Origin of the sequence: Promicromonospora sp. NPDC050880, from assembly GCF_044456525.1 — a bacterium.
GTDB lineage: Bacteria > Actinomycetota > Actinomycetes > Actinomycetales > Cellulomonadaceae > Promicromonospora.
The window spans coordinates 413,690-426,953 of sequence record NZ_JBITFV010000003.1 but is presented as its reverse complement, the minus strand read 5'-3'; the positions used below and the strand labels follow the sequence as shown (position 1 = coordinate 426,953).

Here is a 13,264-nt window from a genome sequence, read left to right as displayed (position 1 = left end):
AGGCCGCGACCGGTTGGATGTGCCGTCATGACCTACAGCCTGACGGGCGTCCGCGTCGCCGTGGCCGCGGCGTTCTTCGCGCAGGGATTCGTCTTCATCAGCCTCACCACCCGGCTGCCGCGGTTCCTGGAGCGCTGGGGGCTGGACGAGGTGGCCCTCTCCCTGCTCCTGCTGATGATGGTGCTGCTCGCCGGCGCCGGCTCCCTGGTGGCCGAGCACACCGCGCGGCGCGTGGGCAGCGCGGCGCTGCTGCGGATCGCGTTCGTGCTCATGGTGGTGGCCGTCCCGACCCTGGTGCTGGCACCCGCCATGGCCTTCTTCGTGGGCGGCGTGGCCGCCTACGGCATCGCGCTCGGTCTCGTCGACGCCGCCTCGAACATGCAGGCCGTGGACCTGGAGCACCGGTACGACCGGCCCATCCTGCCGTCGTCGCACGGCTGGTGGACCACCGGCGGCATCCTCGCCGCCGCCGTGTCGCTCGCCACCGGGCACCTCTCCCCCGCGGCCGGGGTGTTCGTCGTGGTGGTCCCGCTCGTGGCGGCGTTCGCACCGTATCTACCGCACCAGCGGGCCGACGACGACGCCGGGCGCCGCGCCGGGCCCTCCTGGGGCGCGGAGGCCGCCGGGCCGGTGCCGGGACTGACCGGGCCGGCAGGCTCCAGGCGGACCGGCACGACGTCCGCCCCCGCCGGGACCACCACCCCGGCCGAGCCCGTGCCCTGGCGTCCCATCTGGCTGGTGGGCGCGGGGCTGGTCGTGTTCTACATGGTCGACACCGCCGCATCGGCCTGGGGACCCGTCTACCTGGCGCGGGCGTTCGACGCGCCGGGCAACCTCGTCGCGCTCGCCACGTTCCCGTACCTGGTCACGTCCATCGTGGTCCGGCTGACCGGCGGGGCGCTGGTCACCCGGTTCGGGGTCACCGTGCTGCTCCGGGTCGGGGCCGTGGTCGCGTTCGCCGCGCTCGCGCTCGTGGTGCTCGCGCCCACGTGGCAGGTGGCCGTCGCGGGCTTCACCGTGCTCGGTGCCGCCGTGGCGCTGGTGGCACCGCTCAGCTTCTCGGCCGCGGGGCGGATCGCGGCGGGCGGCGCCACGACACCCGCCGGAGCACCGACCGCGGGTGGCGTGGGGGGGGCCCCCCCCCGCGCCCCCCCCCCCCCCCCCCCCCCCCCCCCCCCCCCGGGAAACCCCGGGGGGGGGGGGGCCGGGCCGCCCGGGGCCGCGCGGCGCCCCCCCCCTCGGCGACGTTGGGGGGGGGGGGCCCCCCCCGCGGGGGGCCCCCCCCCCCCCCGCGGGGCCCCCCCCACCGAACATGGTGAGCGGGGCCGGGCAAGGGGCCGATCTCGGGTTCGGCTCAGACCCGCCCAGCTCAGACCGGCCCAGTTCAGACCGGCCCAGTTCAGACCGGCCCAGTTCAGCCCAGCCCGGTCCAGCCCAGCCCGGTCCAGCCCAGCCCGGTCCAGCCCAGCCCGGTCCAGCCCAGCCCAGCCCAGCCCAGCCCGGTCCAGCCCAGCCCAGCCCCACCCAGCCCAGCCCAGCCCCACCCAGCCCAGCCCCACCCGGTCCAGCCCCACCCGGTCCAGCCCCACCCGGTCCAGCCCAGCCCCACCCGGCCAGGGCGTCACCCCGTGTTCTGCAACCCCGCCGAGACCCCGTTCACGGTGAGCAGCAGCAGGTGCTGCAGCCGTCCGGCGTAGTCGCCGTCCACCGCGGAGCCGCCGTCCGACCCGGTGCGCAGGCCGCGCAGGGCGCGGACCTGGAGCAGCGAGAGGGCGTCGACGTACGGCGAGCGGAGCTGCACGGCCCGCCCCAGCACGCGCTTGCTCTCCAGGGGGAAGGCGTTGCCGCTGATCTTCAGCACCCACTCGCGCGTGAGGCGCAGCTCGTCGAGCACCATCTCGGCCAGGTCGTCGCGCGAGCCCAGCGCCAGGTACTGCGCGGCGATGCGCTCGTCGGTCTTGGCGAGCGACATCTCCACGTTGTCGAGGAGCGTCGCGAACAGCGGCCACTCGGTGCGTGCCGACTGCAGGAGCTCGACGTCACCGCACGCGGCGAGCGCCGTGCCCAGGCCGTACCAGCCGGCGAGGTTGATGCGGGCCTGCGACCAGGAGAACACCCACGGGATGGCGCGGAGGTCGTCGAGGGAGTTCACCGAGAGGCCGCGCTTGGCGGGACGGGACCCGATGGGCAGCAGGCCGACCTCCTCCAGGGGCGTGACCTGCGCGAACCACTGCGGGAACCTGTCGGCCTTCACGAGCTCGTGGAAACGGGTCCGGGAGGCCGCGTCGAGCGACGCCGCCAGGTCGGCGTACTTCGCCGTCGCGCTCTCGTTGACGGCCTCGACCGACGGCGCGGACGCGAGCAGCGTCGCGGCGGCCACCTGCTCGATGTGCCGGGACGCGATGACCGGGTCGCCGTACCGGGCCAGGATGACCTCGCCCTGCTCGGTCAGCTTGAACCGGCCGTCCACGGAGTGCGGCGGCTGGGCCAGCACCGCGCGGTTGGCCGGGCCGCCGCCGCGCCCGAGGGCGCCGCCGCGGCCGTGGAACAGCGTGAGCGTGAGGTTGTTGGACCGCGCCCACTCGGCGATGCGCGACTGGGCGTCGTGCAGCGCGAGCGTCGCCGCGACCGGTCCGACGTCCTTGGACGAGTCGGAGTAGCCGAGCATGACCTCGACGCGCCGGCCGTTCTCCGCCAGGCGCTTCTGCACGGCGGGGAGCGTGAGCATCGAGTCCAGGATCGACACCGAGTTCTGCAGGTCCGCGAAGGTCTCGAACAGCGGGATCGCGTCGATCACGGGTGCGCTGCCGGGGTCGTCCGCGAAGGCGTGGGCGGCCAGCTCGTAGACGGCGGCGAGGTGCTCGGGCGCCTGCGTGAACGACACGATGTAGCGCCGCGCGGCCCGCTCCCCGAATCGGCGCTGGATGGCCCCGAGCGCGCGGTAGGTGTCCAGCACCTCGCGGGTGCGGTCGCTCAGCGCGCCGTCGACGCCGAGCTCGCGGATCTCGTCGAGCGCTGCGGCGTGCACCTGCGAGTGCTGCCGCACCTCGAGCTCCGCGAGGTGGAACCCGAAGGTCTGCACCTGCCAGACGAGCCGCTGCAGGTCCCCGTAGGCCGCACGGGCCGCGCCCGCCGCCACGAGGGAGGCCTGCACCACGAGCAGGTCCGCCTCGAACTGCTCGGCGTTCGCGTAGGCGAGGTCGGCGTTGCGCGTCCGGGTGGCGGCGAGACGCTCGGCGAGCGCGAGCATGACGGCCCGGTGCGGCTCGTTGGGCGAGGCCTCCTGGGCCCGCCGCGCGACGTCTTCCGACATCTGGCGGATCCGCTGCCACAGGGCGTTCAGGCCCGACGACGGCGTGGTGCCCTCGGCGTCGAGCGTGAGCTTGCGGCCGGTCTCGACGGCGAGCCGCTCCAGCGCCGCGAGCGCGTGGTCCGAGGCGAGGGTGGCCGCCTGGCGCGTGATCTCGGCGGTGACGTTCGGGTTGCCGTCGCGGTCGCCGCCGATCCAGGTGCCGAGCTTGACGAACGGCTTCGCGACAGGCGTCGCACGGCCGGCCTCGTCGGCCAGCAGCCAGTCGTCGAGCCGCCGGTAGACGTCGCCGAAGACGTCCGCGAGGACGGCGTCGAACACGCCCATCACGGTCTTGACCTCGTCGATCACCGACGGCTTGCTGGTCCGCACGGGCGCGGTGCGCCACATGGTGTCGATCTCGGCGAGGATGCGCCGCTCGTTCTCGGCGAGGGTCACCCCGCCCAGCCGGCGGGTGTCCCGCTCGGCGAGCAAGTCCGAGAGCCGGCGGATGGTCCCGCTGATCGCCCGGCGCCGTGCCTCGGTCGGGTGCGCCGTCAGGACCGGCCGGAACTCCAGCTCGTCGAGCCGCCGCAGCGCCTCGTCCCGGCCCACCTCCTCGGTGAGCCGCGCGAACGCCGCGGGGATGGTGTCCTCCAGGACCGCCGGGCCGGTGCGTGTCTCGGCCTCGCGGGAGCGCAGCACGCGGACGCGGTGGTACTCCTCGGCGAGGTTCGCGAGGTGGAAGTAGCAGGTGAACGCGCGGGCGACCTGTTCGGCGCGCTCCACGGAGAAGGACGCCACGACGGCGGCGGCCTCGTCGAGGGCGTGCGGCGACGGATCGCCGTAGGCGCGGATGGTCAGCTCGCGGAGCCGCTCGACGTCGTCCAGGAGATCCTGGCCCCCGTCCTCGCGGAGGATCCTGCCGAGCAGCCCGCCGAGCAGACGCACGTCCTCGCGCAGCGGGTCGGGTACCTCGTGCCGGGCGTTGCCACGGACGGTCTGAGTTGATTCACTCACGGGCCAGAGCCTAGGCCGAGATTGCCAATGCCCGTTCATCGTGTCCGATTGTTGGTCTGGTCATGACCTACCGGACTCTGGTTGGCTGTCTGCCTGTGACCGGCTACGACGCAGATTTTCTCGGGTTCCGTGTGCCGCTCCCCGTCTCGCCCGCCGACCTGCGTGTCCTGCACTACACCCACTTCTCCGTGCTCCTGGACCCGGCACGCCGCCTCGCGGCGGCCACCGCCTGCGTGGTCGACGGCGCGGCCCTCCTGGCCCTGCGCCGCACCGGCCGGTGGCGCCTGGACCGGCGTGTGCCGACCGGCGAGCAGGCCGGCAGCGAGCTGTACGCGGGCAACCCCCTGGACCGCGGGCACCTGGTGCGCCGCCTCGACCCCGTCTGGGGTGACGCCGAGACGGCCGCGCGCGCCAACCACGACACCTTCACCTACCCGAACGCGGCGCCGCAGGTGAACAGGTTCAACCAGTCCAAGGAGCTGTGGAACGGCCTGGAGGACCACGTGCTGGCCTACGCGGCCGCCCACGACCACCGCCTCGCCGTGCAGACGGGTCCGGTGTTCGCGGCCGACGACCCGCCCTACCGCGGCGTCCGTATCCCGCGGCTCTTCTGGAAGGTCGTCGCCTGGGCCGGCCCGGCTCCCCGGCCCGCCCACGACGCGGCGGGCAGCCCGGACGACGCCGGGCGCCGCACCCTGCTGTCCACCGCGTTCGTGCTGGACCAGACGCCCCAGCTCGACGACGCCCGCCTCTCCGAGATCACGGCACAGGCCCTGGCCCGGGACGACATCCCGCCGCTGGGCCCGTTCCGGACCTACCAGGTCCCGGTGCGGGACGTCGCGGCCCTGACCGGGCTCGACCTGGGACCGCTGCCCGGGGCCGACGTGCTCGCCGTCCCGCCGCCGACGCCGGCCGGCGCCCGGCCCACCGACATCACGATCCACCGGCTCCCCCGGGCCCGGGCGTGGTCGGAGATCCGGACCCGGGACCAGATCGTCCTGCCCTGACCCGGGCCACGCACGAGCGCCTCACGAGCGGCCGTACGCCTCCAGCAGGCGGAGCCAGATCTCGCTCACCGTCGGGTACGCCGGGACGGCGTGCCACAGGCGGTCGATCGGCACCTCCGCGGCGACGGCGATCGTGGCGGCGTGGAGCAGCTCGGCCACGTCGGGGCCCACGGCGGTGAAGCCGACCAGCACCTTCCGGTCCTCGTCGACGATCATGCCGGCCCGGCCCGTGTACCCGTCGGCGTGCAGGGAGGCGCCGGCCACGGCGCCGAGGTCGTACTCGACCGCGCGGATGCGCAGCCCGGCGGCCTTGGCGGACGCAGCGGTGTGACCCACGCTCGCGATCTCCGGGTCGGTGAAGATCACCTGCGGTACGGCGCGCTCGTCGGCGGTGGCCGCGTGCCGGCCCCACGGAGCGAGGTCGACGGGGTTCCCCGTGGCACGGGCCACGATCGTGTCGCCCACCGCGCGGGCCTGGTACTTGCCCTGGTGCGTCAGCAGCACCCGCCGGTTCACGTCGCCCGCGGCGTAGAGCCAGCCGTCGCCGACCGGCTCGCCCTCGCCGTCGAGCACCCGGAGCGAGTCGTCCACGCGCAGCCAGTCGCCCGGGGTCAGCCCGACGTGGTCCAGGCCGACCGTGGCCGTGTTCGGCGTGCGACCGGTCGCGACCAGCACCTCGTCGGCCTCCAGCACGGTGCCGTCGGCCAGCGTGACGCGGACCGTCCCGGCGTCGTCCCGGTCGACCCGCTGCGGCCCGACGAACAGGTGCAGGGCGACACCCTGCGCCTTGAGCTCCTCGGCCACCAGGTCACGGGCGAACGGCTCGGCGGCGGGCAGCAGGCCGTCGCGGGCGATCACCGTGACCTGCGCGCCCAGCGCCGCGTACGCGGTGGCCATCTCGGCCCCCACGACACCACCGCCGATGACGGCCAGGCGCCCGGGGACAGCGTGGGCGGACGCGGCCTCACGGCTGGTCCACGGTGCGGCGTCGGCCAGGCCGGGGATCTCGGGCAGGCGGGCACTGGTCCCGGTCGCGACGACGACGGCGTGCCGCGCGCGGAGCACCGTCGTGGCCCCGTCGGCGCCGGTCACCTCGACGGTGCGCGCGGCGCTGATCCGTCCCACGCCCCGGAACAGCGAGATCCCGGCGCCCTCGAGCCAGCCGACCTGACCGTCGTCGTGCCAGTGCGCGGCGAACGCGTCGCGGCGGGCCAGGACGGCGGACGCGTCCAGCCCGCCGGTCACCGCGGCGCGTGCGCCGGGCAGTGCCCGGACCGCGCGCAGCGCGGCGGCGTCCCGCAGGAGGGCCTTGGTGGGCATGCAGGCCCAGTACGAGCACTCCCCACCCACGAGCTCGCTCTCCACGATCGCGGCGGTGAGGCCGCCCTGCACGATCCGGTCGGCCACGTTCTCGCCCACGGGACCGGCACCGATGACGACGACGTCGAAGGTGTTCTCGGTCATCTCAGCTCTCCTTCGTGGCGACGCGGTTCAGGCGCAGCGCGGAGACGAGGAAGAAGATGCCGCCGAGCGTGGCGTACCCGGCCAGCGACGTCAGCATCGCGTTCGGCCCGCCGGCCATCATGAAGAAGCCGGCGCCCGCGAACACGGAGATGCCGCCGCTGAGGATCATGGCCCACTGACCGCCGAGCCGGTACCGGGCGATCGCGACGATGAGCTGCACCAGGCCGGCGGTGATCGCCCAGACGCCCCAGACGCGCAGCACGGCGGGGATGCCCGAGGTCACCGCGACGACCAGGCCGATCGCCGTGAGCAGGCTGAGCGCCATGTTGAAGTACAGGCCGACGGTGGGCCGCGCGGCCTTCGAGGAGCGGAAGTCGACGACGGCGGCGCCGACGTCGAACAGCGGGTACAGCACGAGCAGCGCGATGCTGACCGGTCCGAGCGAGGCCCCGGTGAGGAACAGCAGCACCGCCCAGACGATGGCGAACCCGAACCGTACGAAGTACAGGTTCCGCAGTGCGGTCGCGGTGGCTGCGGAGGATTCCGCGGTGGTCGTCATGGCTTTCCCTTCGATGGTGGCCGCTGTCGGCCTGTCTAGGTAGACTTACTAGTTACTCTACCGAGACCGACGGTACACATCCCGCCCCCGCTGCGCAAGGGGCCACGAGAGGAGCCACGTATGATCGCGACCGTGCACGGGTCCATCCGGGACCGCCTGATCGAGGCGGCGAACGAGCTGTTCTACGCGCACGGGCTGCGCGCGGTGAGCGTCGACAAGGTCATCGAGCGCGCCGGCACCACGAAGGTGACCTTCTACCGGCACTTCCGGACCAAGGACGACCTCGTGGTCGCCTACCTGGAGCACCGCGCGGCACAGGAGCGCGCAGGCGTCGACGCGGCCATCACGCACGGGGCGGGCGACGTCGACGCGACGCTGCGCCTCATGGCCGGCCACACGGGCGCGATGGCGTGCGAACCCGGCTTCCGCGGGTGCCCGTTCATCAACGCCGCCGCCGAGTACCCGGACCCCGGCACCCCGGTGCGCAAGGTCGTGGACGACCACCGGGCCTGGTGGGCGGGCGCGTTCGAACGGCTCGTCGCCCCGCTCGGGCTCGCCGACCCGCCCGCCGTCGCGGAGGACCTCATGCTGCTGCGCGACGGCATCATGGTCGCCGGCTACCTCGGCGACCCCAGCCGGGTCGCCGACTCGTTCCTGCGGAGCTGCCAGGCCGTCATCGGCTCGGCGGAGCGCGCGGCCGGCTAGGGCCGGGTCAGAGCTCCGAGCGCCAGGAGTGCTCCGGCGCGTAGCCGAGCACGCGGCGGGCCTTGTCGATGCCCAGGAGCGTCTCCCGGCCCTCGATCGGGCGCCGGTGCGGCACGTCCGGGAAGACCTCGGCCGCGAGGTCGGCCGAGTCCCGCTCCATCACCGTGTCGGCGTTCGCGATCACGAACGCCTCGAACCCCGTGAACTCCGCCTCCAGCGCACGGCGCACCGCCTGGGCACCGTCCCGGCCGTCGATGTAGCCCCACAGGTTCCAGCGCCGGGCCTGGGCGTCGTCCTGCCAGGACGGGAAGCGGGCGTAGTCCTGCGGGGTCATCACGTTGGAGAACCGGAGCGCGGCGACCTTGAGCTCCGGGTCCCAGCGGGCGAAGTGCCTGGCCATCTCCTCCTCCAGGGACTTGCCGAGGGAGTAGGTGGACTGCGGCAGCACGTCGTACTCCTCGTCGACCGGCAGGTACGGCGGCGGTACGTCGAACGGCAGGCCGAGCACGGTCTCGGAGGAGGCCGTCACGATGTTCCGGATCCCCACCACCTGCGCGGCGCGCAGCACGTTGTAGGTGCTGGGCACGTTGTTGCCGAACGTCGCGGCGTTGGTCGCCAGCCCGGGCGCGGGGATCGCCGACAGGTGCACGACGGCGTCGGCCGGGCGCCGTTCGTCCACGCCCGACAGCAGCTCCACGACCTGGCCGAGGTCCGTCAGGTCGGCCACCGTGAAGTCGCCGGGGCTGCCCGGCGGGGGCGCCACACGGTCGGTCGCGGCCACCGCGTACCCCGCCTCCGCCAGGTGCTCCACCACGAACCGGCCGAGCTTCCCGCTCGCGCCCGTGACCACTACCCGCTGCGCCGTCGCCATGCGTCCGATCCTGCCAGGCTTCCGTGGCTCGACCAACGCCCGGGGGCCGGGGCCGGGTCAAGCCAGGCGTTCCCGGAGCCAGGCGATGTCCGGGGCCATGTCGCCCTTGGTCTCGCAGATGACGGGTGCGCCCGCCGCCGCGATCACGCCCACCAGCAGGTCCTCCGGGATGAGGCCCTGGCCGAAGTTGATGTGCCGGTCGGCCCCGGACCCCGCCACGTCGCGCGAGTCGTTGGCGTGCACCAGGTCGATCCGGCCCGTGATCGCACGGATCTGGTCGGCCGCCGTCGCGAGGTCGATGCCGCCGGCCCACGCGTGACAGGTGTCGAGCGTGAACCCGACGTCGTCCCCGCCGTTCGCCGCGGTCACGGCAGCCCAGAGCTGCTCGATGCGCTCCAGGCGGCGCGCCATCGAGTAGTCGCCGCCCGCCGTGTTCTCGATGAGCACCGGCACGTCGGTCTCCAGCGCGTCGATCGCCTTGCGCCAGTTGTCGAAGCCCTTGGCCGGCTCGTCGTTCGCGGTGACGTGCCCTCCGTGCACCACGACGCCCCGGGCGCCCACCGCGGCGGCACCGTCCATGATCTGCTGCAGCAGCTTGCGGCTCGGGATACGGATCCGGTTGTTGGTCGAGGCCACGTTGATCACGTACGGCGCGTGCACGTACAGGTCGAGTCCCGCGGCGGCGGCGTCGGCCTTGAGCGCCTCCGCGCCACCCTCGTAGGGCAGGTCGGGGACCTTCCATGCCTGCGGGTCGCTCAGGAACACCTGCACCGTGTCCGCGCCGAGCGCCTTCGCCGCCCCGATCGCGTCGGTCAGGTCCACGTGCGCGCCGATCTTCACCATGGCCCCCACCCTAGAACGGCTCACCCACACGACGGCGGGCGACGGCGTCAGCCCAGGCCACGGGCGCCGCTCGAGACGACCTCGACCAGGCTGCCGTCCACGGCCAGCAGCCCGCTGACCGGGCCCGACCAGACGTCGCCCGTCAGGTCCTCCGCCGCCGGGGGCCGCTCCCACACCACCTCGCCGGTCTCCGCGTCGAGCGCCGTCAGGCCCGCTGCCCCCGAGCCGTCCTCGACGACCAGCAGTACCGAGCGCCCGTCGGTGAAGGCCCGCGAGACGAACAGGGTGCCGGTGGACGAGCCCTCGGGATCGCCGCCGTCCCACGTCCATCGCTCCGCCCCCGTCGCGAGGTCCACCCCGAGCACGGAGCCCGGCACGGCCAGCATGACCGCCGTACCCTCCACCTGCGCCAGGAACTGCTGCACGCCCTCCCTCGCGGGCACGTCCCAGCGCGGGGTGCCGTCCAGCGCGTACGACGCCAGCCGGGTGCCCAGCCCGCCCGCGGACATCAGCGTCGGGGCCTCCGGCCCGGTCACGGTGAGGGGCTCGAGCACGTATCCCTCGACCTCGCCGACCCGCTCGCCGTCCGCGTCGAGGAGCACGGTCCGCAGGTCCCCCTCGAACGTGTACTCGGCGTACCCGCCGCTGCGCAGCCGCTCGACGCCGCCCGAGCCCGGATCCATCCGGGTGCCGAGCACCAGCCCGTCCGGCGTCACGGCGGACTGGACGCCGCAGCCGTACACCTGGACGAGCTGGTCCTGGACCTGGGCACCGAAGTCCTCGACGTTCAGCTGGCCGGTGCTGACCGTCCCGTCCCAGGAGTCGCCGCCCCAGTTCGCGCACTGGTCGGCGCGCGTGGCCCGGAAGGGGATCGTGACGTTCCAGCGCTCGTCACCGGTGACGGCGTCCTCGGCGCGGAGCACGACGTCGCGCCCCTCCTCGACGGTGCCGGTGCACTCCCCCATGTCGTCGCACCCGGCGCCGTCCGGCAGCGGACCGGGCGCGGGCCCCACCCGCTGGGCGCGCAGGACCGTCCCGTCGGGACCGGGCCGAGGACGGCCGTACCGTTCCGTGTCCGCGGGGTCCAGCACACGCTCCGCCGACACCGTCCCGTCCGGGCCCACGACGACGGCGACCCGGTCCGCCGCGTCGCCCGTCAGGCACACGAGCCGCCGGGCCACCGCCGCACCCCAGCCCGCCGAGCCCAGCGGCCCGCACTCCGGGTCCGCACCGAGCCGCGCCGTCCAGGCCACGTCGCCCGACGCCGGGTCCAGCGCCACCAGGTCGTTCCCGGACGGGACCACGAGCCGGTCGCCGAGCACCACCGCCTCGGTCCCCCACACGTCGTCCCCGGTGGCGCCGGCCCAGCCGACCGGGCCGTCCCACGTCCACGCCTCGTCGAGCGGGCGGGACACGTCCGCCACACCGCCGGGCACGTCGCGCATCCGCTCCATCCGGGCGCCGTCGCGGACGCCCTCGACCGCGAGCCCGGTACCCAGCACCACGGCCAGCACCGCTGCCACCGGACCGAGCACCCGCAGGTACCGCTCCCGGTCCCGGAGCGGCGCATCGCCTGCCGGGCAACCGTCCGGCTCGGGCTCCGCGCCCGGTCCGCCGCCCGCGCCGGATCCGGCGAACGAGACCTGGGGGTCGTCCGCGCCGTCGTCCACCAGGTCGAAGACGAACGCGCCGCCCTGGTCCGGATCACGTGCCATGCGACCGAGGGTATGTCGGGCTGGTCACGGTTTCACTGGAAACCCCGCACGCCACGCGGCGTCACCTCCAGCAGGACGCCGTCCACCGCCACCAGCCCGCCGACCACACCCCGCTCGCCGGAGCCGCCGACGGCCGGGTCGAACGTGGTGACCGCCGCCCCGCCCACGCGCTGCCAGACCACGGCACCGGTGCCCGCGTCGAGGGCCACGAGGCCGTGCGTGCCGCCCGAGTCGCCCTCGGTGAGCAGGAGCACCGTCTCGCCGTCGGTGAGGGCCTGGAACACGTGGGCCGTACCGAAGTACCCGCCGTCGGCGGCCGACGGCTCCGCCGCGCCGTCCCACGACCAGCGCTCCGCACCGGTGACGAGGTCCAGGCCGCGCACCGTGCCGGCCCCGGTCGAGACCACCGCCGTGTCGCCGACCTGCGCCAGGAACTGCTGTCCGCCCGACTGCAGCGCGATGTCCCAGCGCGGCGTGCCGTCGCCGTCGTACGCGCGCAGGCGCCGGCCGGGCTCGTCCACCCCCAGCACAGTCGCGGGTCGCGACCCGTCGGCCACCCGGGGAGCCAGGGGGTACCCGGTGATCTCGCCGGCCACGTCGCCGTCCGCGGTGAGCAGCACGGAGCGGGGCAGGCCGTCGAACCTCGTCACGGCGTAGCCGGTGCCGAGGGCCGTCACACCGCCCCGGCCCGGCTCGATCCACGGCCCCAGCACGGTGCCGTGCGGCGTGACGGCGGCCTGGATGCCGCAGCCCTGCACTGCCACGAGATCCGCCGTGACGCCCGCGCCGAACGCGTCGGGCGCGAGCTGACCGCTGATGACCAGCCGGGTCTCCGAGCTGCCCCAGGACGCGGCGAAGGTGCGCGTGCACTGCGTGGCGTCCACCGGCCGGAACGGAACAGTCACGCGCCAGCGCTCCGCTCCGGTCGCCGCGTCCTCCGCCCGGAGCACCAGGTCGCGCCCTGCCTCCACGGTCCCGGCGCACTCGCCCGCCGCGGTGCACCGGGCGTCGCCCGGGTCCACCGCCGACGGCGGACCCACGCGGAGCGCGCGCAGCAGCGTCCCGTCGGGGCCGGTGTGGGGCAGTCCGTGGCGCCGGGCGTCCGCGGCAGGCAGGGGCCGGGAGGCGGACGTCGCACCGCCGGGCCCCACGGCGACCACCTCCCGGTCGGCGCCCGTGCCCTGGAGGCACACCAGCGCCGGCGTGGACGGGTCCGTCGAGGTCGGCGGCACCACCGGGCCGCAGTCGGCGTCGGCCCGGAGCGGGACGGTCCAGGCCACCGCGCCCGTCGCCGGGTCCAGGGCGACCAGGCCGTCGTCGGACTCGACGACCAGCACGTCGCCGAGCACCGCCACGTCGGCGCTGCTCTCGCCCGGCCCGACCGTCCCGCTCCACGCCCAGGCCTGCGTCAGCGGCTGCGACAGGTCCGCGACCCCGCCCGGCACGTCCCGCATCCGCTCCATCCGCGCGTGGTCCCGCACTCCGTCGACGGCGAGCCCCGTGCCGAGCACGATCGCCAGCGCCGCGGCGAGCTGGGCCGCCAGGCGACGGCGGCGCCCGCGGCCGTCCGACGGTGGGGGCACGCCGGCGTCGGTGGCCGCCTCGTCCGGCGCCGACGGCGCTGCGGGGTCCTCGGTGCCGGATCCCGGGTGGACGGTGCCGGGTGCCCCGGTGGCCGGCGTGGCAGACGCGTCGTCAGCTGGCGCGTCGTCCCCGACCAGGTCGAAGACGAACGCGTCGTCCTCCGCCGGGTCGCGCGCCATGCGGCCGAGCGTAGTGCGGGCCGCCGCA

The 13,264-nt window shown here is 75.0% G+C and carries 11 protein-coding genes; 2 read left to right on the top strand and 9 right to left on the bottom strand.

The features are described from left to right. Positions 1-800: 800 nt before the first annotated feature. From ACIBBF_RS08605 to ACIBBF_RS08595, 3 genes are all read right to left on the bottom strand, one after another. The gene (locus ACIBBF_RS08605; RefSeq protein ID WP_397412484.1) at positions 801-1,094 is read right to left on the bottom strand and encodes a hypothetical protein; all 294 of its coding nucleotides are present in this window, start codon (positions 1,092-1,094) and stop codon (positions 801-803) included. A gap of 320 nt (positions 1,095-1,414) precedes the next feature. After that, positions 1,415-1,609: a hypothetical protein gene (locus tag ACIBBF_RS08600; RefSeq protein ID WP_397412482.1), complete on the bottom strand. Its 195-nt coding sequence runs from the start codon at positions 1,607-1,609 to the stop codon at positions 1,415-1,417. A 12-nt stretch (positions 1,610-1,621) separates the two neighbouring features. Beyond that, positions 1,622-4,348, bottom strand: a complete 2,727-nt coding sequence (locus ACIBBF_RS08595; RefSeq protein ID WP_397412480.1) for a phosphoenolpyruvate carboxylase — start codon at positions 4,346-4,348, stop codon at positions 1,622-1,624. 56 nt (positions 4,349-4,404) lie between these two features. On the opposite strand from ACIBBF_RS08595, the gene ACIBBF_RS08590 reads away from it, so the two are divergent. Beyond that, complete coding sequence (locus ACIBBF_RS08590) at positions 4,405-5,316, top strand: DNA/RNA non-specific endonuclease (protein ID WP_397412478.1); 912 nt, start codon at positions 4,405-4,407, stop codon at positions 5,314-5,316. Between the two features lie 21 nt (positions 5,317-5,337). On the opposite strand, the gene ACIBBF_RS08585 is transcribed toward ACIBBF_RS08590, so the two are convergent. Together ACIBBF_RS08585 and ACIBBF_RS08580 are read right to left on the bottom strand one after the other, a co-directional pair. Beyond that, positions 5,338-6,780 (bottom strand): dihydrolipoyl dehydrogenase family protein, encoded by a 1,443-nt coding sequence (locus ACIBBF_RS08585; protein ID WP_397412476.1) that lies wholly within the window; start codon positions 6,778-6,780, stop codon positions 5,338-5,340. A gap of 1 nt (position 6,781) precedes the next feature. Next, positions 6,782-7,339, bottom strand: a complete 558-nt coding sequence (locus ACIBBF_RS08580) for a hypothetical protein (protein WP_397412474.1) — start codon at positions 7,337-7,339, stop codon at positions 6,782-6,784. Positions 7,340-7,459: 120 nt separating this feature from the next. On the opposite strand from ACIBBF_RS08580, the gene ACIBBF_RS08575 reads away from it, so the two are divergent. Continuing rightward, on the top strand, positions 7,460-8,044 hold the full coding sequence (locus tag ACIBBF_RS08575; RefSeq protein WP_397412472.1) for a TetR/AcrR family transcriptional regulator: 585 nt from the start codon (positions 7,460-7,462) through the stop codon (positions 8,042-8,044). A gap of 7 nt (positions 8,045-8,051) precedes the next feature. Here ACIBBF_RS08575 and ACIBBF_RS08570 read toward each other — a convergent pair whose 3' ends face one another. From ACIBBF_RS08570 to ACIBBF_RS08555, 4 genes are read right to left on the bottom strand one after another with little or no spacing between them, the layout of a single operon-like run. After that, the gene (locus ACIBBF_RS08570) at positions 8,052-8,915 is read right to left on the bottom strand and encodes an NAD-dependent epimerase/dehydratase family protein (protein ID WP_397412470.1); all 864 of its coding nucleotides are present in this window, start codon (positions 8,913-8,915) and stop codon (positions 8,052-8,054) included. 57 nt (positions 8,916-8,972) lie between these two features. Next, positions 8,973-9,758, bottom strand: a complete 786-nt coding sequence (locus tag ACIBBF_RS08565; RefSeq protein ID WP_397412468.1) for a deoxyribonuclease IV — start codon at positions 9,756-9,758, stop codon at positions 8,973-8,975. Between the two features lie 47 nt (positions 9,759-9,805). Then, positions 9,806-11,473, bottom strand: a complete 1,668-nt coding sequence (locus ACIBBF_RS08560; protein ID WP_397412467.1) for a PQQ-binding-like beta-propeller repeat protein — start codon at positions 11,471-11,473, stop codon at positions 9,806-9,808. Between the two features lie 32 nt (positions 11,474-11,505). Beyond that, positions 11,506-13,236, bottom strand: a complete 1,731-nt coding sequence (locus ACIBBF_RS08555) for a PQQ-binding-like beta-propeller repeat protein (RefSeq protein ID WP_397412465.1) — start codon at positions 13,234-13,236, stop codon at positions 11,506-11,508. Between the last annotated feature and the right edge of the window lie 28 nt (positions 13,237-13,264).

Excerpts from the sequence above, each read along its gene's own strand:
- ACIBBF_RS08565 (WP_397412468.1), bottom strand. The coding sequence starts at position 9,758 with ATGGTGAAGATCGGCGCGCACGTGGACCTGACCGACGCGATCGGGGCG.
- ACIBBF_RS08585 (WP_397412476.1), bottom strand. The coding sequence starts at position 6,780 with ATGACCGAGAACACCTTCGACGTCGTCGTCATCGGTGCCGGTCCCGTG.
- ACIBBF_RS08560 (WP_397412467.1), bottom strand. The coding sequence starts at position 11,473 with ATGGCACGTGATCCGGACCAGGGCGGCGCGTTCGTCTTCGACCTGGTG.
- ACIBBF_RS08575 (WP_397412472.1), top strand. The coding sequence starts at position 7,460 with ATGATCGCGACCGTGCACGGGTCCATCCGGGACCGCCTGATCGAGGCG.
- ACIBBF_RS08580 (WP_397412474.1), bottom strand. The coding sequence starts at position 7,339 with ATGACGACCACCGCGGAATCCTCCGCAGCCACCGCGACCGCACTGCGG.
- ACIBBF_RS08555 (WP_397412465.1), bottom strand. The coding sequence starts at position 13,236 with ATGGCGCGCGACCCGGCGGAGGACGACGCGTTCGTCTTCGACCTGGTC.
- ACIBBF_RS08595 (WP_397412480.1), bottom strand. The coding sequence starts at position 4,348 with ATGAACGGGCATTGGCAATCTCGGCCTAGGCTCTGGCCCGTGAGTGAA.
- ACIBBF_RS08570 (WP_397412470.1), bottom strand. The coding sequence starts at position 8,915 with ATGGCGACGGCGCAGCGGGTAGTGGTCACGGGCGCGAGCGGGAAGCTC.